The organism is Deinococcus multiflagellatus (assembly GCF_020166415.1).
In the GTDB taxonomy this organism is placed as follows: domain Bacteria; phylum Deinococcota; class Deinococci; order Deinococcales; family Deinococcaceae; genus Deinococcus; species Deinococcus multiflagellatus.
Map to the genome: position 1 here is coordinate 58,753 of NZ_JAIQXV010000015.1, position 17,120 is coordinate 75,872.

19 protein-coding genes, 2 tRNA genes and 1 pseudogene are annotated in these 17,120 nt (G+C 69.1%); 6 read left to right on the forward strand and 16 right to left on the reverse strand.

The window, feature by feature from the left end; genetic code table 11:
* Positions 1–15 precede the first annotated feature (15 nt).
* Positions 16–660, reverse strand: coding sequence for a peptide deformylase (def, locus tag K7W41_RS16165; protein WP_224610544.1), 645 nt, complete (start codon positions 658–660; stop codon positions 16–18).
* Positions 661–802: 142 nt separating this feature from the next.
* On the opposite strand from def, the gene K7W41_RS16170 reads away from it, so the two are divergent.
* Positions 803–1,966 (forward strand): tetratricopeptide repeat protein, encoded by a 1,164-nt coding sequence (locus K7W41_RS16170; protein WP_224610546.1) that lies wholly within the window; start codon positions 803–805, stop codon positions 1,964–1,966.
* 59 nt (positions 1,967–2,025) lie between these two features.
* Here the strand turns inward: K7W41_RS16170 and K7W41_RS16175 are convergent, their stop codons facing one another.
* The gene (locus tag K7W41_RS16175) at positions 2,026–2,457 is read right to left on the reverse strand and encodes a hypothetical protein (RefSeq protein ID WP_224610548.1); all 432 of its coding nucleotides are present in this window, start codon (positions 2,455–2,457) and stop codon (positions 2,026–2,028) included.
* 64 nt (positions 2,458–2,521) lie between these two features.
* Here K7W41_RS16175 and surE point away from each other — a divergent pair, with 64 nt between their 5' ends.
* Together surE and K7W41_RS16185 are read left to right on the forward strand one after the other, a co-directional pair.
* The gene (gene surE / locus K7W41_RS16180) at positions 2,522–3,313 is read left to right on the forward strand and encodes a 5'/3'-nucleotidase SurE (RefSeq protein ID WP_224610550.1); all 792 of its coding nucleotides are present in this window, start codon (positions 2,522–2,524) and stop codon (positions 3,311–3,313) included.
* Between the two features lie 321 nt (positions 3,314–3,634).
* Positions 3,635–4,105 (forward strand): hypothetical protein, encoded by a 471-nt coding sequence (locus K7W41_RS16185; RefSeq protein ID WP_224610552.1) that lies wholly within the window; start codon positions 3,635–3,637, stop codon positions 4,103–4,105.
* A gap of 61 nt (positions 4,106–4,166) precedes the next feature.
* Here K7W41_RS16185 and K7W41_RS16190 read toward each other — a convergent pair whose 3' ends face one another.
* From K7W41_RS16190 to gntA, 3 genes are all read right to left on the reverse strand, one after another.
* Positions 4,167–5,786, reverse strand: a complete 1,620-nt coding sequence (locus K7W41_RS16190) for a hypothetical protein (RefSeq protein ID WP_224610554.1) — start codon at positions 5,784–5,786, stop codon at positions 4,167–4,169.
* A 324-nt stretch (positions 5,787–6,110) separates the two neighbouring features.
* Positions 6,111–6,722 (reverse strand): DUF1989 domain-containing protein, encoded by a 612-nt coding sequence (locus K7W41_RS16195; RefSeq protein WP_224610556.1) that lies wholly within the window; start codon positions 6,720–6,722, stop codon positions 6,111–6,113.
* Between the two features lie 63 nt (positions 6,723–6,785).
* On the reverse strand, positions 6,786–7,589 hold the full coding sequence (gntA, locus tag K7W41_RS16200; RefSeq protein ID WP_224610558.1) for a guanitoxin biosynthesis heme-dependent pre-guanitoxin N-hydroxylase GntA: 804 nt from the start codon (positions 7,587–7,589) through the stop codon (positions 6,786–6,788).
* Positions 7,590–7,842: 253 nt separating this feature from the next.
* On the opposite strand from gntA, the pseudogene K7W41_RS16205 reads away from it, so the two are divergent.
* Positions 7,843–8,660, forward strand: a pseudogene (locus K7W41_RS16205) (IS5 family transposase).
* Here K7W41_RS16205 and K7W41_RS23810 read toward each other — a convergent pair.
* The 6 genes from K7W41_RS23810 to K7W41_RS16235 form a co-directional block, all read right to left on the reverse strand.
* A complete protein-coding gene (locus K7W41_RS23810) occupies positions 8,646–8,963 on the reverse strand; it encodes a DUF3349 domain-containing protein (protein WP_224610560.1) in 318 nt (105 codons plus the stop codon). The pseudogene K7W41_RS16205 and the gene K7W41_RS23810 sit on opposite strands and share 15 nt — an antisense overlap.
* 39 nt (positions 8,964–9,002) lie before the next feature.
* Positions 9,003–9,650 (reverse strand): hypothetical protein, encoded by a 648-nt coding sequence (locus tag K7W41_RS16215; protein WP_224610562.1) that lies wholly within the window; start codon positions 9,648–9,650, stop codon positions 9,003–9,005.
* A complete protein-coding gene (locus K7W41_RS16220) occupies positions 9,647–10,936 on the reverse strand; it encodes a permease prefix domain 1-containing protein (RefSeq protein WP_224610564.1) in 1,290 nt (429 codons plus the stop codon). Before K7W41_RS16220 ends, K7W41_RS16215 begins: the two co-directional genes overlap by 4 nt.
* The gene (locus K7W41_RS16225) at positions 10,933–11,262 is read right to left on the reverse strand and encodes a PadR family transcriptional regulator (RefSeq protein ID WP_224610566.1); all 330 of its coding nucleotides are present in this window, start codon (positions 11,260–11,262) and stop codon (positions 10,933–10,935) included. Before K7W41_RS16225 ends, K7W41_RS16220 begins: the two co-directional genes overlap by 4 nt.
* Positions 11,263–11,388: 126 nt before the next feature.
* On the reverse strand, positions 11,389–11,631 hold the full coding sequence (locus tag K7W41_RS16230) for an antibiotic biosynthesis monooxygenase family protein (RefSeq protein WP_224610568.1): 243 nt from the start codon (positions 11,629–11,631) through the stop codon (positions 11,389–11,391).
* Positions 11,628–12,461: a M23 family metallopeptidase gene (locus K7W41_RS16235; protein WP_224610569.1), complete on the reverse strand. Its 834-nt coding sequence runs from the start codon at positions 12,459–12,461 to the stop codon at positions 11,628–11,630. The genes K7W41_RS16230 and K7W41_RS16235 overlap by 4 nt, the downstream gene beginning before the upstream one ends.
* A gap of 66 nt (positions 12,462–12,527) precedes the next feature.
* On the opposite strand from K7W41_RS16235, the gene truA reads away from it, so the two are divergent.
* The gene (gene truA, locus K7W41_RS16240) at positions 12,528–13,367 is read left to right on the forward strand and encodes a tRNA pseudouridine(38-40) synthase TruA (RefSeq protein ID WP_224610577.1); all 840 of its coding nucleotides are present in this window, start codon (positions 12,528–12,530) and stop codon (positions 13,365–13,367) included.
* Here truA and K7W41_RS16245 read toward each other — a convergent pair.
* A complete protein-coding gene (locus tag K7W41_RS16245; RefSeq protein WP_224610588.1) occupies positions 13,322–13,981 on the reverse strand; it encodes a class I SAM-dependent methyltransferase in 660 nt (219 codons plus the stop codon). The genes truA and K7W41_RS16245 overlap by 46 nt on opposite strands.
* A 103-nt stretch (positions 13,982–14,084) precedes the next feature.
* Here K7W41_RS16245 and K7W41_RS16250 point away from each other — a divergent pair, with 103 nt between their 5' ends.
* Positions 14,085–14,618, forward strand: a complete 534-nt coding sequence (locus K7W41_RS16250; protein ID WP_224610599.1) for a hypothetical protein — start codon at positions 14,085–14,087, stop codon at positions 14,616–14,618.
* Here the strand turns inward: K7W41_RS16250 and K7W41_RS16255 are convergent.
* From K7W41_RS16255 to K7W41_RS16270, 4 genes are all read right to left on the reverse strand, one after another.
* Positions 14,507–15,445: a class I SAM-dependent methyltransferase gene (locus tag K7W41_RS16255; protein ID WP_224610601.1), complete on the reverse strand. Its 939-nt coding sequence runs from the start codon at positions 15,443–15,445 to the stop codon at positions 14,507–14,509. The two genes, K7W41_RS16250 and K7W41_RS16255, sit on opposite strands and share 112 nt — an antisense overlap.
* A 640-nt stretch (positions 15,446–16,085) precedes the next feature.
* Positions 16,086–16,161: transfer RNA gene (locus tag K7W41_RS16260), tRNA-Phe, on the reverse strand.
* A 5-nt stretch (positions 16,162–16,166) separates the two neighbouring features.
* Positions 16,167–16,242 (reverse strand) — tRNA-Asp (locus K7W41_RS16265).
* Positions 16,243–16,331: 89 nt separating this feature from the next.
* On the reverse strand, positions 16,332–17,093 hold the full coding sequence (locus K7W41_RS16270; RefSeq protein ID WP_224610604.1) for a metallophosphoesterase: 762 nt from the start codon (positions 17,091–17,093) through the stop codon (positions 16,332–16,334).
* Positions 17,094–17,120: the final 27 nt, after the last annotated feature.

The following is a 17,120-nucleotide window of genomic DNA, read 5'->3' on the forward strand; positions in this document are numbered from 1 at the left end:
GTCGACGCGGCGTGCTCAACGGTCGGCCCCGGGGCGGCGGGCCTGCGCCAGAGTGCTTAAGTACGCTTTGGACTTCTGCTGCAGGGCCAGCAGTTCCTTGCGGTAGTCCTCGGTGACCTCGGCGGGCAGGCGGTCCAGAAACAGCACGCCGTCCAGGTGGTCGGTTTCGTGCTGAAAAACCCGGGCCAGATAATCGTCGGCTTCAATAACGCGGGGCTGGCCGTCCAGATCGGTGTAGCTCACCTGCACGGCGCGGGCGCGGGCCACACCCTCCTCGTAAATGCCGGGGATGCTGAGGCAGCCTTCCTGGTACGAGCGGTCCTTTTTCTTGTCGATCACGCGCAGCACTGGATTAAGCATCACGTAGTCGCGCAGCACCCGCGATTTCAGGGGTGTGTCGGTGCCTTCCTCTTCGTCGTCCTCGTATTCCACCGCCACGAACAGGCGCACCGGCAGGCCAATCTGCGGCGCGGCCAGCCCCACGCCCCGGGCCTCGAACATGGTTTCCAGCATGGTGTCGGCCACCTGCCGCACGGTCTGGGGCGAGAAGCCGGGCACGGTCAGCAGATCGGTGTGGAGCAGCGGCTTGGCCTTGCGGCGCAGCACCGGGTCGCCGTACAGGCGCAGCGGGTACACGCGGGGGGAAGAAGCGTCAGTCACAATGCCCTGTTTTACCAGACGCCGCGCGGGGCAAAAGAAGCCGCGTGCGGCCTGGGGCGCGCCCCGGGGGTGCCGGGAACGGTGAAGCGGCCCTTACGAAAGCCGCCCCCCGCGCGTCAGGCCCGCCTGCTGAAATCCCCCCATGCGAGCCCTGACCCTGCTGCTGGCCTTAAGCGCGGCCCCCCTGCCGGCCCTGGCCCAGACCTCTTCTGCCCCCAGCCCTGCGCCTGCGCCGCCCCAGACCGCGCTCACCCAGACCCAGGGCGCCGCGCAGGCCGCCGCCGAGGCCCGCGATCTGGTCACGCGGGCGCGCGCAGCTTACCCAAAGGGCAGCGCCAACATTGACCAGCCGCTGTGGAAGCAGGCCGCCGCCGCCGCCGAGCGGGCGGTGCAGGCCGCCCCCACCAACCCCGACTACCTGCGGCTGCGCGCCCAGATTTACACCGAGGTGGGTTTCTGGCGCCAGGCCGAGCTGGCGTGGCAAGCGTACTTTCAGGCGGCCCCAAACGCCGCCCAGACCGACGCCCGCGAAGCCGCCAGCGTGCAGTACAACCTGGGCTACGCCGCCTTCACCCGGGGCCAGCTGGACCAGGCCGCCGCCTTTTTCGCCCGCTGCCTGACGCTGGACGCCAGGAATGCCCCCTGTGCCTCGTGGGCGGCGCGTGCGGCGCTGGAGCAGGGCGACTTTACCCAGGCCCAGACCCTGTACGACCGCGCGCTGGCCCTGAAACCCGGCGACGCCACACTCACCTATTTCCGCCGCCTTGCCGGCAAGGCCGCCCAGTACGGCCCAGAGGCCACCCGCGCCTTCAGCCGCGCCTACGCGGACCTGGACGCCGGGCGGCGGCCCCAGGCCCTGGCCGGGTTTCAGGAGGCCGCCCGCCGCGCCCCCACCTTTGCCGAAGCGCACCGTGAAGCGGGCCGCCTCGCGCTGGCGCTGGGCGACCTGGGCGCCGCGCAGACGGCGTACGCGGCCCTGGGCGCCCTCCCCGGCGCCACCGACGCCGACCGCTACAACCTGGCGCTGGTGCAGGAAGCCGGACAGTACGGCCTGCCGGCGGTGCAGACCTTCCGGGCCGCCTACGCGCGCTACGCCGCCGGAGACCGTGCCGGCGCCGAGGCGGGATTCACGGCCGCTGCGACGCAGAACCCCAGGTACGCCAAGGCCTGGGCGTGGCTGGGCCGCGTGCGTTTTGAAGCCGGGAACTTCGCGGGCGCCGCCGAGGCCTATGCCCAGGCCGTAAAACTGGACCCTGCAGACAAGAGCAGTGCCTATCAGCTGCGCCTGGCCGAGCAGAAGCGGTAAGACCCGGCCGGCCCCCCCAGGCCATCATCAGAGAAACCACCTCCCGGGGCACGCTGGCCCTACCACAGCGTGCAGCGGTAGGTGTCTTTCTCCCAGCTGAACTTCAGGCCAAACAGCCGCCACGCGCCCAGCAGCGCCCCAAAGGTCAGCCGGCCCAGCGGTTGCCCCTGCACCACATACCGCTGGTAATGCGGCTGAATCTGCGGCAGGCTGCGGCCCTGGGCCAGCACCTGCGCGCCCTCCTCGTTGGTGGCCAGTTGCACCACCTGAAACGTCAGGGGGCCGCTTTCTTCGAGGGTCAGGGTGGCGGCGAGGTCGGCCCGGCCTGGGGCGGCGCAGGCCACCCGGCGCACCTGCAGGGGCCGCCCACTGGGCGCGCGCACCTGCACAGTCTGGGTCAGGGCCTCCGGCGCGGCCGTGCCCAGAGCGGCCCCCGCCGCGCCCAGGGCGGCCCACAGCCCCAGCGCCGCGCTCCAGTGCCTTGTGGTCATGCCCCACGATACGCCGCGGGGCGCTGGGCATGGGCCGCAGGGGCACCATGCTCTAGGCTGCGGCATGGACGAACTGCGCCGCACCTCTGACCGCAGGGCCGTGTTGGTGGCCAACGACGACGGCATTTTCAGCCCCGGCATCAAGGCGCTGGGCCTGGCCATGGGCACCTTTGCAAACGTGATCGTCAGCGCGCCAGACGTGGAGCAGAGTGCGGTGGGACACGGGATTACCATCCGGCGTCCGCTGCGCTTTAAGCACACAGCCGCCGCTGGCTTCGGCGAGATTCCGGCTTACCGCGTGGACGGCACCCCGGCCGACTGCGTGGTGCTGGGCACCCACCTCACCGGGCGGCCGGATCTGGTGGTCAGCGGCATCAACCTGGGCCTGAACCTGGGGGACGACCTGACCCATTCGGGCACGGTGGCGGCGGCCATTGAGGGCATGACCCTGGGCCTGCCCGCCATCGCCTTTAGCCAGCAGGCCACCCCGGGCGGCGAGTACGATTTCCAGGCCAGCGCCGCGTATGCCGCGCGGCTGGCCCAGGCGGTGCTGGCGCGCGGCCTGCCGCCCCGCACGCTGCTGAACGTGAATTTTCCGCACGGCATCCCGCGCGGCGTGCGGGTGACCCGGGTGGGCGAGCACCGCTGGGAAGACACCATCGTGACCCGCGAGGACCCCGAAGGCCGCGACTACCACTGGGTGGCGGGCACCAGCCGCGCCGCTGACGCCCACGACGAAACCACCGATTACGGCGCCATTCAGGCGGGGTACATCAGCGTGTCGCCCGTGCGCATTGACCTGACCGCCCGCGACCTGCTGGCCGAGGTGGAAGGGTACCTGCCTGGGCTGGGGTGAGGTGGTCAAGGTGAGAGAAAGCGGGTGGGTGGGGTTGGGGGGCGGGGCGCGTGCAGAACACGCTGGATTTCTCCCCTTGCGTTCAACGCTGACTCTGGAAGCCGGGGCTTCACCCATCAGACAGCTGTGGGTCAACGGACCGCCGATAAAACCAGACGGGAAGGAAGCGCCCTCGGCCTTGTGGGGGTGCTTCCCCGATGCCGGGCGCGGCAAGGGCGTACCTGAACGGACACGCGGGCTCCCCTGAAAATGTTCCAAAGAGCATCCCTGTTTCTGAAGCGCTGGTCTGGAGCCCCCCAACGACCGCTACCATGGGGCCCAATGCGCCGGTTTGCCCTTGCTCTCTCGCTGCTCTGCACCGCCGGCCTCCTGGCCTCCTGCAATCAGGAATCTTGCCAGAACCTCCCCGCCTGCCTTGTGCCGACGACCAACGAAAGCCAGCCGAATGGCGGCCTGCCGGGGGCACAGCCCTTGACCCTCTTACCAGGCGAGAGCCGCACGGTGACGGTGAACATCAACCGCAATGGCGTTCCGCAGGCCGAGCCGCTGCAACTGCTCTACACCGGCACAGACGCCGCAGCGCCCGATGTCGTGGGTCGCTCGCCCGACGGCAGCATCACGGTGACCGGCAGCCGCGAGCCGTTTACCGGCGACACCGTCCAGGTGACCGTGCTCGCCTCCGCCAAGGCCCAAGCGAGTGGGACGCTCAAGACCGTTTACGTCGGGGTCAAGAAGGTCAACTCGTCTCCCAGTTCCTTTGGGCTGATCAACATCAGCGTCCTGGTCAAGTAGTTCCAGCAGGTCAAAGAGAAGGGCCCAGAGGGAGAGCCCTGGGCCCGCTCTCCGCCCTTTCTTAGAAGGCCTGGGCACCCACGCTGCAGTCTGTCCAGGTGTGGTCGGTGCCGTCAAAGTTGGGGCCGCGGGTGCACGAGCCGGTAAAGCTGTTGCTGAGCACGTGGTCCAGTGCCAGTGCGTCGTGCACATAGAAGGCCGTGTCCTGCGTGGGATCATCCACAGACGAGGCGAGCGTGGGGGTGGCCGAGGTCCAGGGGCCCGCGAAGGTCTCGCGGTAGGCCTGACCGCCCACGGTGCTGTCGTTGGTGGGTTCGGTGTTCCAGTCGCCAGCAAGGAGAGTGAAGGGCTTGCCCGCCGTGTAGGTGTTGGTCTCTAATTCGCTGAGCTGGCGCTGGCGGCATTCCTTGTCCACCGTGCCGCTCAGGTGGGCATTGATCAGGGTCAAGGCGTTGCCACCGGACAGCCGGGTCACGTTCGCCACCTGATACCCCGTGTCCCGCCCCTTGTAATTGCGGGTAGAGTCCACCGCCTCACAGTTGGGGTGCACCCCCACGTTCTCCGGCTGGGTGGGCGACAGGGCGCTGAACTTCAGCACATTCACGTTCACCGCGACGCATTCATAGCCGTTGACCACCAGGCCCGTTGCGGGAATGACTTCCTTGGCCGTGCAGCGGTAGTTGTAGCGCGAGCCACTCGGCCCCAGGATGAGTTCCAGGGCATTGACCTGCCGCGCGTTGCTGGCGCACAGGCGCTGGTTCATGTAGGTGCCGTACCACGACTCGCTGGTGTACCGGCAGTCCCCGTGCCACACCTCCTGAAAGAACAGAATGTCCGGTTTGCGCGCTTGCTCGAAGCCCAGGATCTGGTCGCTGATCCGGCGCAGGGTACTCGTGTAACACAGCTTGAAGTTGTAGTTTGCTCCGCCTGTCGAGGTGCTGCAGGACTGCGCGACGTTCCCCAGGTTCCAGGAAATGACCCGCAGGGACTGGCCCTGAGCGCTGAGGTGCTGCGTCCCTAGGTCCTTCCTGGCGATCTGTTTGCCGGCGAACGAGCAGTAACCGGCGCTGGTGCTCCCGCCTTCCTTGAGACAGGCCGCGTCGTACGCACCCTGCGGAGCCATGTAAGCGAAGTAGGTGAGATCCACGGGGCCACCGCGCTCCTCGTTGATACGGTCGCCGAAGTCTTCGATGCTCAGCGCCGCACCGTTCTTGAAGCTGCCCACCAGAATGACGTGCCCATCCGTGTTGTCGCGCAGGAATACTTCCGTGATGCGGTTGCCGGCCACCTGCGCGCTGACCGTGGCCTCCGTTTTCAGCAGGAGGCTGGCCGGGGCCTGAAGCGGCTCAGCGTCGGTCTTGACCCGCCAGGCCCCAACGAACGTCTTGCCAGGAACCTCGCCCATGATGAAGCTGCTGTTGACGCTGGCGACGGGCGGAATGCTGAGGTCGGTGGAACTCTGCCGCTCCACACGGAAGGCAGCGGGGTTTGGCAGCGCCCTGGGCGCCACCTTGATCTCGGCAACGCTGGAGCGCAGTGTTTGCCCCCCCAGGACGCCGGTTGCGGTCAAACTTGTGGACGTGGTGTGGACTGTGGCTTCAACCGGGGGAAGGGCTGGCTGGCTGCAGGCGGCCAGGGTGGCGGCAAGGCCCACCAGCACAGCAGAAAGGCGCTTGGTCATAACGTGTGGGTCTCCTTAAGGGGGAATGCCTTTAACAGGACCCATGATGCCTGACCCTCCCTTCTGCCTGGGACACAAATGAGCGCCGAGAAGGTCGCACTTTGGAAAGGCAGACTGAGGGGCCATGCGCACGTTCTTTGCGGGTGTAAAACAGATGGATCACAACTCTGGTGGGGCCTATTGGGTCTGGACATGATGGAACGCCAGGCGCACCACCACTGAGGCGGCCAAGCAAGCGGCGCGAAGGGGGTTCGAGCCGTGCCTGTCAGAAAGGGGCGCAGGGGGCAACGTTTCCGCCCCCTGCGCCCCTCTGGACCTCCCGGCTCAGCCTTCGCTTGCTGCACGAATGATCTGGTAGTCAATCGGCTTGAAAGTGCCGTTGTTGCTGCCCTCGGCGGAGCAGGCGGTCAGGCCCACCACAAGGTCCATCTCGGCGCGCAGTTCCAGGCGCTGCCCGGCGCGCGACAGGGGCGGGGCGATCACCACGCGCCCGCGCTCGTCCACCCGCACGTTCATGAAGATGTTCAGGGTGGTGGGAATCTGATCCGGGGCGATGCCGTAGGGCGCGAAGGCCGAGACCAGGTTGGAAAAGCAGCTGGGGTGGCCCTCGGCGGTGCCGGGCGGGTACAGCAGTTCAAAGGTTTCGGTGGAGCAGGGGGTCAGGAGAAAGTCGTGCTGGCCCACATCGTCGCGCAGCAGGGTGAACATGGGGCGGCTGCGGTTGCTGTACAGCACATGCCCGGTGGTGAGGTAAATCGTCTCGTTGTAATCGAAGGTGCGCCCCGACGACAGCCATTCCTCGCGGTTGTCAGTGGCAAAGGCCATCAGGTCGGCCACCTGCTCGCCCTGCGGGTCAATCACCACCAGCACGTCGCCGCGCCGCAGCTGAAAGCCGGTCCCGCTCTGGGGAGGAATACGGTGGGTGGAAAGGGTCATGGCTGCACCCTAGCGGCGGGGCCGCCGCGCACACTGTAGGCAATCTTGTGGGTCATGGGCGCCTCAGCTGTGCCCAAAGGGGCAGCGGCCCTTGGGGGCCTGGGGCTCGTGGGGAAACGGCGCCGCCCAGTCGGCCTCGACCGCGCGGCCGGAATACTGGCGGGCTTCGGTCACCTCGCCGTGGTTGGCGAGGTTGGGGTTCAGGTTGCCCTGCAGCTTCAGTTCCCGGGCGCGGATGGTCTGCTGCATGCGGGGAAAGCGCCCCGAATCGCGCAGCGCCTGAAACTGGCGGTGGGCATTGAACACCAGCGCCGGAAAGGGCAGCGTGCGCGCCAGACGGCTGCTGCGCGGGTGCAGGCCAATGATGAAAAAGGCCCGGCCCCCGAACGAGAAACCGAAGCGCGGGTCCTGAGGATCGGCGCTGACCTCCGGGCTGTAGGGCGCGGTGTCCAGGCGGTGCAGGGCGCGCAGCAGGGCCCACAGCTGGGCTTCGAATGCCTCTTCAGAGGCGGGGGCCTCGCCGCCAAACGTGGCGATCAGGCTGGTGAAGTCTGAATCCATGCGGTCTTGGTCAAGCACAAAGCGGGCCAGATCCTGGGCCAGGGCCTGAACACTGGCCTCGTCGCTCAGGGCGCCGTAGCAGCCCAGGGCGTAGCAACTGGTGTTCAGCGAGGCGCGCGCCGCCACGCAGGAAAAGGTGGGGGCCAGGATGGCCTCGCGCAGCGCCCCATGCCGGGCCTGCACCTCGGCGGTGACGGGGCCGCCCGTGGCCTGTGGCTCACCACTGCAGATGAGGTGGTAACTGCTGGCGGAAGACGGGGCAATCGTGGGCAAGCGCGCCGGGCGCTGGGAAATGTACTGGGTCATGGGGTGGCCTCCTGGGGTGGGCACGGGGCACGCGGGGCGCGCCGGTCAGGAGGTCACCCTAGAAAAGAGCGCCCCAGCTCATCAGGAAGAAATCCCGGAATCTCTCCTGGATCTAAATGCCCGGTCAACCCTGCCTCAAGCGCCGCTGTGGGAAACAGGCAGCGCCACTGAGGAAGCTGAGAAGTTGGAGAAGATGCAGGCGCGGCCTAGGGTCTGTGCCACTGAACTCATTGGGAAGGCGTAGCGTCAGGGTTTGTCCTGCCGAACTGACCTCACTGAGCTCCAATGGAACGCCCTCCAGCCTCACCTGCCCGCCAATCCGAGGCGCGGCCACCCCTACGCTGATCATCGTCGGGTCCTCAATGGCATTCTCTGGCGCATCAAAGTCGGTACGCCATGGCATGACATCCCCGAGCGGTACGGCCCATGGCGCACCTGCCACGACCGCCTTGCTCGCTGGGAACGCGACGGTACTTGGTTACACCTCCTCCAGACCCTGCAAGCTCTCGCCGATCAAGCAGGCAAGATCGACTGGGACGGTGCGGTGTTGGATAGCACCCACATCCGTGCCCACCGCAGCGCTACAGGCGCAAGGACATGCGTGGCCATGAACGACGCTCGACCCAAGGTGAAGAGCGAATGGCTGGGTCACACCTGAGGTGGCCGCACCACCAAGCTCCACCTCTGCGCAGACGGACATGATCGACCACTGGCTGTCGTCCTCAGCCAAGGACAGTGCGCGGACGGCACGTATCTGCTCCCCGTGCTCGACGCGATCCGCGTTCCACGCCGTGGTATCGGACGTCCCCGCAAGCACGTCCCAGTCCTACGAGTGGATCGTACGTACGGTGCACGGAGGACGCACGGTTCCATCGTCTGAAACGCGGCGCGAAAGGAGACCGCCCGCCCATGTTCAACCGCGCGAAGTACGCTGGCCGCAACGTCTTAGAGCGACTTGCGGACCGCCTCAAGGACTTCCGCGCGATCGCAACGCGATACGAGAAGCGGGGGCGCAACTTTCTCGCCGTGGTGCTCGTGGCGTGCGTGCTGTTGTGGCTACCTGGAGTGTGAACCGTCGGCGTCCAGGGCGTCAGGGAATCCGCAAGCGTTCAAGTGCCGTCGGACAGGTTCAAGGTCCAATTCAGCAGGTGGGGTGGCCTGGACGCGGTACACGTCATTGAGTACGTAAGCGTGGTCGCGCCCGGTGAGGTGAGCGATGAGTCGGGCGAGCTGCCGATCAGAGAATTCAGGAGCGAGCACAGCGAGAAGTGCATGGTACTGCTGTTCAGGAATCCCATCTGGAAAGACGTGTCGCAGCCACTGAGCGCTGTTATGGAGTTCATCTGGGAGGGCATCCGTGCTGGAGTCCGTCACGAACGAAGCGTACCAGGGAGAATCTCAGCCGCACAGACTCTAGGGCAGGCCCCGGCGGCAGCGGTCACTCAGGATGTCCGCCGGGGCGCGGGCCAGCCCCAGGGCCGGGATGCCCAGGCGCTCGCGGTCGCGGTCCGTGGTGCCGGCCGCCACGGGGGCCAGCTGAATGTCGCAGGGGGCCACCTCCACAAACTGCGTGCCGTAGCGCTGGGGCCGGCCCAGGCTTATCTGCCAGCGGTCGAAGGTGGCGCCGTACAGCCAGCCCGCTTCCCGGATGCCGCCCTGGGCCAGGGCCTGCGCGGCCAGCCAGTGTGCCAGCTGGTAGTGCGCGGGGCAGTCACCGTGCTGAAACACGAGCGCCGCTGAAAAGGCGTCCCGGGCACTGCTCAGGCGGCCAGAACGCAGCAGGGCCAGCGTCTGCACCCGCCGGGCCTCGTCCTGGGCGGCCACGGCCTTCCAGTCCATCTGCGCCGGGTTGCCCGTCCGCGCTGCCTGATCGGCCTGCACGATCTGCGCCAGTTGCGCCGAGGCCGCCGGGTCCGGGGTCAGGCCAAAGACCACGCGGCCAATGGTCGGGCGACACCCCGCGTCATTCAGCGTGAGCACGGTGGGGGCTCGCTGCCCCCCACCCGCCTGGGCCACGCCCACCAGCAGACCAGCGCACAGCAGCAGGCTCAGGGGCCTCATGGCGCGGTGTTCACGCGCAGTTGCGCGGCGGGAACCGGGGTAAAGGTCAGCTCATGCAGGTCTGTGCCGCTCAGGCGGTACACCAGCAGGGCGCGCTGGCCCTGCTGCGTGGCGAACAGCAGTTCCGGGAGGGTGCTGACCACCCGCTCAAAGCCGATGTCCTGGCCCTGGGCCAGTGGCGCCGGGAGCAGGCCGTGTTCAACCGAACTGACCGCCAGCGAATAGAGGCGCGGGGAAGCCGCCGACGGCTGCACAAGCCAGGCGTTGCTGAGGGTGGCGTACAGGTTGCCGTCCGGCGCCTGCACCCGCAGGTGGTGGCCGGCGGGGTCGGGGGTCAGGGTGGCTGGGGTCACGGCCAGAGTGGTGCCCGGTTGGCCGGGCAGGTGAGGGGCCAGCAGGTCGTACATGACCCGCGCGTAGAGGTCGGTGGCCAGGACCGGGGTCTCGGGGCTGCCCAGCTGCAGCTTGGCCGGGCCAACCGTCAGCACCGGGTTGCGTAGGCCCGTCAGGTGCATGGGGACAGTGACGCTCTGCTTAAGGGCGTAGACCAGCGCCGCGCCGTTCACGTAGGTTTCCGTCCCCACCTGCTGCGTCTGGTACGAGAGGTCCAGCACCTGCGCGGGCGATTCGCCCGCAAAGGTCAGGGCCACCTGCCGCTCATCCTGCAACGGAGTTACGGTCACGCCGGCGGCGCGCAGGGCGGCGTACACGTCGCTCAGGCGCAGCAGGTTGGCAGCGTAGCGGGGTCCCTTGCTCTGGCGGCAGGCGTCGGCCAGGGCCGCTTCGCCACCAGGCCCGGCCAGGGTGCGGCGCAGGTAGGCGGCGTGTTCTGGCGAGACCCGTCCCAGCACACTGGCCTGCACCTGGGCGCGGCCAGCGGGCGTGGCCTGCAGCCGCTGGGCGGTCGCCGCCGTGGCCCCGGGCACCAGTTGCACGTACAGTTCCTCCAGGGTGCAGGCCGGGGCCATGCGGGGGTCAAGGATGGCCTGGACCGTGCCCACCTGCGCAGCGGCTTGCAGGCTCAGCAGTCCGGCCACGCCCAAGGCCAGGGCGCCGCGCAGGGCGGCGGGCGCGCTGTGCACCCGGCTGAGGTCCCGGGCAATCGCGCCGGGGCGGCCCAGATCGCGCAGGGCGGCGCGTTCGGCGTCCTGGGAACTCAGGCCGCACAGCTGGTGGCGGTACACCTTGTCTTCAATGGCCCCGCGCAGTTCCAACTGCACTTCGCGGCGCTTCTGGCCCCACAGCCCACGCGTGGCCTGGCGCAAAAACCGGTCGGTGGCGCTCATGACAGCCCCCCAATCACGCCGCGCACGGCGCGGGCAAACTGCTCGTACCGCTCGCGCTGGGCACGCAGTTCACGCTGCCCGGCCGGGGTCAGGGTGTACACCTTCACCGGGCTGCCACCCCGGGGCAACACCTGAAACTCGCCGCGCAGAAAGCCCTGCTTCTCCAGGCGGTGCAGCGCGGGGTACAGCGTGCCCTCGCGCAGGGAGAAGTAGCCGTCAGTGGCGGCCTGCACGTCGGCAATGATCTGGCCGCCGTAGCGGGGGCCATGCTCCAGGCTGGCCAGGAGAAGCAGGTCGAGGTGGCCTTTGAGTTGCTGCGCGTCCATAGGGCTCCTTTCCGGGACTGCCAGGGCAGCCTCGGTTTCCAATGTGCGAGCATCGTAAAGCGAGGAGCATCGGGATGCAAGGGCAAGTGACCGCGCACAGAAGCGTGACCGGTGACCCTCAACGCTTTACTTCGGTTGGCGCTGGTCCAGCACCTGAAAGGTCCAGGCACGCACGCCTTCAGGGACCGGCAGCGGCGGCACCTCGCCCGCCCAGCGGCTGGCCACCAGGGTCAGGGCGGGTTGCCCGGGGCTGAGCAGCAGTTCGGCGCCCAGAAAGCCGGGCTGTGCGGGCAGCGTGTCCAGAAAGCCACGCAGGGCCGCGCGGGCGGCGTCGCCCTGGCCCTCGGCGTAGTGCACCCAGGCGCTCATGGGTAGAAGCTGAGGGGATCGCGTGGGGTCCAGCTTTCGCCGGGGCCCCAGCGCAGGTAGGTGCCGAAATGCAGGTGGGGGCCGGTGGTGCGCCCCGTGTTGCCCACCCGTCCCACCGGTTGCCCCTGCACCACGAGTTCACCCGCGCGCACCAGCGTGCCGCTCAGGTGCGCGTAGCGGGTGACCCAACCGTCCGGGTGCTGCAGCACCACGGTCCAGCCCCAGCCCCGGGCAAAGTCGGCGCGGGCTTCCAGCACCCGCCCGGCGCGGGCGGCCAGCACAGGGGTGCCCATAGGCGCGCTGATGTCCACCCCATAGTGCATTTCCCGCTCGCCCAGCAGTTCCCGCTCGCCATACCCGCTGCTGACAGCGCCGTAGCCCGGTAGGGGCCACAGCCACAGGCCCCGGCCACTGCTGCTGGCCGTGCGGACCACCATGCCGCCACTCGCCCGCGCGGAGGCGGCGACTGCGGCGCGCGCCGGAATCTTCAGTTGCGCCCCGGCCCAGACGGCCCGGCCCCCCCGGTACTGCGGGTTGGTCTGCAGCAGCGCCCCCAGGCTGACCCCGGCGCGCGCCGCGATGCTGCCCAGGGTCTCGCCCGGCGCCACGGTGTAGGCGCGGCCGGGGGTAGGGCGCTCGGGCACGGTGATCACCCAGCCGGCCTGCAGAGCGCCGCCACGCAGCCGGGGATTGGCGGCCTGCAGCTGGGCCGTGCTCAGGCCGTGCCGGGCCGCAATGCCGCTCAGGGTCTCGCCGGGCTTCACGCGGTAGGACGCGGCCCCGGCCACGGTGCCCAGCAGCAGCAGGCCCACCATGAAGAAAGGCTTCACGCCGCGTAGCATAGGTCTCATGCCCCGCGCGCACCGTGAGAAAGCCCGCGCTTGGCCCCCCTCCCCATGACCCGCCCCCCTGCCCCCCCGCCCCCGGCCTTTCGTCCCCCCGACGGCCACCGCCGCCTGCGCCTGACCGTGGCCTGGGACGGCGCCCCTTTCGCCGGCTGGCAGGCCCAGGCCAACGCCCCCAGCGTGCAGGACACCCTGCACGCGGCGTTCGCCCGTCTGGGCGCCGACCGCTTTCGCCCGGTGGCAGCTGGCCGCACCGACGCCGGGGTGCACGCCGAGGCCATGCCCGTGCATGTGGACGTGCCCGGGACCTTCCGCGTGCCCCCGGAGCGGCTGGCCCGCGCGCTGAATGCGTGGCTGCCGCCGACCGTGGCGGTGCTGGACGCCCAGCCTGCTCCCTTTGGCTTTCACGCCCGCTTTTCGTGCCTGGAGCGGCGCTATGTCTACCGCCTGTGGTGCGCGCCGCAGCGCCATCCGCTGTGGGCGGGCCGGGCGCTGCATGTGCCGCCGGCCCTGGACGTGGCGGCCATGAACGCCGCCGCGCAGGCCCTGACCGGCACCCACGACTTCGCCGCCTTTGCCACCCAGGAAGACCGCCAGACCGTGCGTGAGCTGCGGCACCTGACTGTGGTGCCCGGGGCCGCCGCAGACGGGGCGGGGCTCTGGGCCATTCACGTGCACGGCGAGAGTTTTCTGCGCCACATGGTGCGCGGGCTGGTGGGCACCCTGCTGCTGGTGGGGCAGGGCAAGCTGGACCCGGCCGGGGTGCAGGGCATCTTGCACAGCCGCCAGCGCGCGCAGGCGGGGGCGAACGTGGCGGCCAGCGGGCTGTACTTTGCGGGCGCGCTTTACCCCGGCGACCCGGCCAGCACCACCATCCGTTCCTCGCGGTAGAGGAGGCCCTGCGGCCCGGCGTGCGCGTCCCAGTCGCCCAGGCGCCCGGGTTCCTGCATCCAATCGCAGCGCGTGGCCCAGTCTTCGCGGGTGGGCACACGCGCCTGTACACTGACCCGCCATTCGCCCAGCACCGACCAGCCCACGGCCGCCAGCCGGTCTGGCACCTGCGGTACCTCCAGCCGGGGCCCCACGTACAGAAAGCGGGCGCCGGGGGCCGCCAGTTCCGGCAGGCGCAGGATGACGCCCGTGGGCCCGCGCCGCGACACGATCAGGTCGAAAGGGCCCCCCACGGCTGGTGGCACCTCGCCCTTGCCGTTCCAGGCCACGAACTCGGCGCTGGGGGCCTGCACCTGGGCCTGGGCCAGAAAGTCTGGAACCGCGTCGTAGCCCACCCAGCGCGCGGCCAGGGGGCCAAAGCGCGCGGCGTCCGGGCCGTGGCCGCAGCCCGCTTCCAGCACGCGCGTCTGTGGAGTCAGCTGCCCCATCAGCAGCAGGTCGAAAGTCTGTTCGGGGTCGGGGCCGTCCAGGGTGCGGGTCCAGGGGTGGCGGTATTCGCCGCGTTCCTGGGCCAGCCGGGCGTACCACGCGGGGGAATGGGGGCGTTCCGTCACGGCCGCACCGTATCCCGTGCGGGTCCGGGTGCGCATCGGCCATGAAGCGCAGTCCCGGGTGCCCCTCATGCGGCCCGGCGCGCCTGCCCGTTAGCCTCGGGCCATGCCCGAACAGGTGGTCTTTCCGGGGCTCTGCCCGCCCAAAGACGGCGCCCAGCCCCTCTGGCGCGGCGGGCTGGTGGGCTGCGGCGCCCTGAGCGCGGCGACCCTGCTGCGTGTGCAGGCCGAGCGGCGGGGGCTGGACCTGCCCCCACGGGACGAGCTGGCCGGCGAACTGGCCGCGTGGCAGGGGGCCTTTCGGGTGCCCCTGACCGGCGGCTGGCGGGCCACCTGGCCGTGGCGCTGGCTGAGTGGGGTCAACGGCGCCCTGATCGCCCGGGGCCTGCCCCTGCGCGCCCGGGGGCTGTGGGGGGTGCGCCGAGGGCCTGCCCTGGAAGCCCATCTGGAGCGCCTGTTTGCCCAAGGCCTTCCTGTGGTGGGCCTGGAATTCAGCCCCCGGCAGCAGCATTACGGGGTGCTGCGCGCCTACCAGCCGGGCGGCGAGCTACGCGCCGCGCTGAACGCGACTGGCGAGCCATTGGTGCTGAGCCCCCGCCTGGGCCTGGGCGGCGTGTTCTGGGTGGAACCTGCCCCCTGATCCAACCTCACGAACCAGCGCTTGAGGCCGGCACGGTCCCCACCGCCAGCAGATGCGGGCTGATGCCCAGCAACGCCGCCCTCACGCTCCACCTGCCGCAGCGCCCGCAGGATACCCTCGCGCCGGGCGGGGTCGGCCAGCGCCTGCTCGGGGTCGCGCAGCAGGTTTGCGGGGCCTTCAATGGCCCGCACCTCCACCCCCGCAAAGCCAGCGGCCTGCACTTCAGCGGCCAGTTCGTGCGGGTGGTGAAAATAGGCGGTGGTAAAGAAGCCGGGGCGGCCTTCCGGGTTGCGGTAGACGCCTGTGTCGTAGGCGGTCTCCCGAATGGGCCGGGCGTAGGCCTCATCTATGTCCAGGCGCGAGAAGTCGCCCGCGATGGCGGCAGCCCGCGAGATGGCCGCCACCACCACACGCCCACCCGGCTTCAGCACCCGGCGCGCCTCGGCCAGCGCCTGGGCCCGGTCGGCCGCTGCGGGCAGGTGATACAGCGGGCCCAGCAGCAGCGCGGCGTCGGCCTCGTTGTCTGGGTAGGGCAGTCGCCGCCCGTCCCCCAGCGTCACCGAGGCCAGCCTTACCAGCGTGGGATCGGCGCGCAGCCGCTCCACATGCCCCGGCATGGCGTCCAGCGCGTGCACCACGTACCCCTGCCCCAGCAGTTCCCGTGCATAGGCGCCCGCCCCAGCCCCCACATCCACCACCGTGGCCGGCGCCGGCGGCAAGAACCGGCCCAATAACTCCACTGTCCGCACGAACTCCACCGTGCCCAGCCCGCGCGTTAAACGGTCATGCTCCCGGTCCTGCCCGTAATACGCGCTGATCTCGGTCATGCGACAGCCTAGAGGAGACCACACCCTAGGCACCTGCGCCGGGTGGCTTATGCCTTCAGAGAGAAAAGAGGTCAGCCAATGCCGCGAAAGCTTTGGCCCATGTTTTTAAAAGTAGAACCTGCTGGGCCGCATCAAGCCTTCTTGCCCCTCTACCGCCCAAGTCCAGACGAGGCCGTCGTGCCCGAAGGGCGCGGGCCATTGCGCGTTACCAGCGGATGGCGTCGAAGCCGGACAGGTCACTGAAGAGGGCAAAGCCGCCGACTCCAGTAAAAACTCTTGCCCAGCGCAGCGCCGCTCCCCCCTGCCCCTCTGCTGCGCAGCTCTGCGAGTCTGGGGTAGGGGGCTGGGGGGGTGGGGCTACTGCGAGAGACCGAACCCTACCCCCGCCCCACCCCCGTCGCCAACTCGGCATACCCCGCCTCCACCAGCGCCCTCTCCCGAATCCGGCAAGAATCACACACCCTACGCGGCTCCGCCCCCCCTGATAGCAGCTCCACGTCACGTCCACGGGCACCCCCACCGCCAGCGCCGTGACAGGCGCCGGGCGGGCTCGCGGGCATTACCCGGGGCCAGGGGCAGCAACCAAGCGTGGGTGGGGAGAAGCAGCAAAAAGCCCCACCGTAGGGGTGGGGGCTTCTCTTGGTGGCCAGGGCCGGACTTGAACCGGCGACCCAACGATTTTCAGTCGTTTGCTCTACCAGCTGAGCTACCTAGCCTTCCTTGGCGGTCCGGACGGGATTTGAACCCGCGACCTTCTGCGTGACAGGCAGATATGCTAACCGCTACACTACCGGACCAGTCGCCTTGAAAGAAGCTGCAAAAGCAGCGGGGTTAAGGATACTGGGGGGGGCGCCCCTTGTCAACGCGCCCATACATAGGCCCGGCTTCAGAAGGGCGCGGCGCGGACATTCTGCACTGGTTGGTCCTGCGTGGGGTCCAGCATCAGTTCCAGGTATTCGCGGCTTTGCAGGGCGTCAATCATGGCGAAGGGGTGCTCTTCGGGCAGCAGGATGCCGCCGTCCATCTGGGTGTGGCCGTACACGCCGAAAGCGAGGCCAGCCATCTGCACGTATTCGGGCGACTGCTTGTACCAGCGCTTAGAGCTGTGGTCGGCGTAAAACAGGTCGTCATAATGGGCGTGCGCCGGCAGGGGCGAGACGTGGGCAAACTGCACGCCCCCCACGCGGATTTCCCGGGGAAAGGTGCGCATCCAGGCGGCGAGATGGTCGGGGAGGTGCAGGCCGCCGTGCTCCGGGTCGAATTCGGCGTGAATCAGGCCGCCGCTGGTGCCCAGCATGTAGCTGGTGTTCAGCACCGCGTCGTCGTGGTTGCCCAGGATGATGTGAATGGCGTGCGGAGCCGCCGCCTGATAGGCCTTGAGGCGCTCAAGGTGCTTAACCTGTTCGCGCGCCGCCAGAAACAGGTGGTCCGGGTTGCGGGGATCAAAACGCGGCACCCCGGTCAGGCGGCTGTATTCGCGCTCGTTTTTCGGGTGCACCAGGTCGCCAATCAAGATCACCTGATACAGCCCGGCCAGCACCGGCGGCGTGGGCTGCCCGCTGCCGTCCACACAGCTGGCGGCGCGCAGCGCGGCCCACAGCGTGTCGAAGTCGGCGTGCACATCACCGAAAGCCAGGAACTTGCGCATTGCCCCCAGCATAGCGGGTGCGCCGCC

Bases quoted from the DNA above. Each gene is read 5' to 3' on its own strand.
- K7W41_RS16170 (WP_224610546.1), top strand. From the start codon at position 803: ATGCGAGCCCTGACCCTGCTGCTGGCCTTAAGCGCGGCCCCCCTGCCG.
- K7W41_RS16175 (WP_224610548.1), bottom strand. From the start codon at position 2,457: ATGACCACAAGGCACTGGAGCGCGGCGCTGGGGCTGTGGGCCGCCCTG.
- surE (WP_224610550.1), top strand. From the start codon at position 2,522: ATGGACGAACTGCGCCGCACCTCTGACCGCAGGGCCGTGTTGGTGGCC.
- K7W41_RS16185 (WP_224610552.1), top strand. From the start codon at position 3,635: ATGCGCCGGTTTGCCCTTGCTCTCTCGCTGCTCTGCACCGCCGGCCTC.
- K7W41_RS16190 (WP_224610554.1), bottom strand. From the start codon at position 5,786: ATGACCAAGCGCCTTTCTGCTGTGCTGGTGGGCCTTGCCGCCACCCTG.
- K7W41_RS16195 (WP_224610556.1), bottom strand. From the start codon at position 6,722: ATGACCCTTTCCACCCACCGTATTCCTCCCCAGAGCGGGACCGGCTTT.
- gntA (WP_224610558.1), bottom strand. From the start codon at position 7,589: ATGACCCAGTACATTTCCCAGCGCCCGGCGCGCTTGCCCACGATTGCC.
- K7W41_RS16215 (WP_224610562.1), bottom strand. From the start codon at position 9,650: ATGAGGCCCCTGAGCCTGCTGCTGTGCGCTGGTCTGCTGGTGGGCGTG.
- K7W41_RS16220 (WP_224610564.1), bottom strand. From the start codon at position 10,936: ATGAGCGCCACCGACCGGTTTTTGCGCCAGGCCACGCGTGGGCTGTGG.
- K7W41_RS16225 (WP_224610566.1), bottom strand. From the start codon at position 11,262: ATGGACGCGCAGCAACTCAAAGGCCACCTCGACCTGCTTCTCCTGGCC.
- K7W41_RS16230 (WP_224610568.1), bottom strand. From the start codon at position 11,631: ATGAGCGCCTGGGTGCACTACGCCGAGGGCCAGGGCGACGCCGCCCGC.
- truA (WP_224610577.1), top strand. From the start codon at position 12,528: ATGACCCGCCCCCCTGCCCCCCCGCCCCCGGCCTTTCGTCCCCCCGAC.
- K7W41_RS16250 (WP_224610599.1), top strand. From the start codon at position 14,085: ATGCCCGAACAGGTGGTCTTTCCGGGGCTCTGCCCGCCCAAAGACGGC.
- K7W41_RS16255 (WP_224610601.1), bottom strand. From the start codon at position 15,445: ATGACCGAGATCAGCGCGTATTACGGGCAGGACCGGGAGCATGACCGT.
- K7W41_RS16270 (WP_224610604.1), bottom strand. From the start codon at position 17,093: ATGCGCAAGTTCCTGGCTTTCGGTGATGTGCACGCCGACTTCGACACG.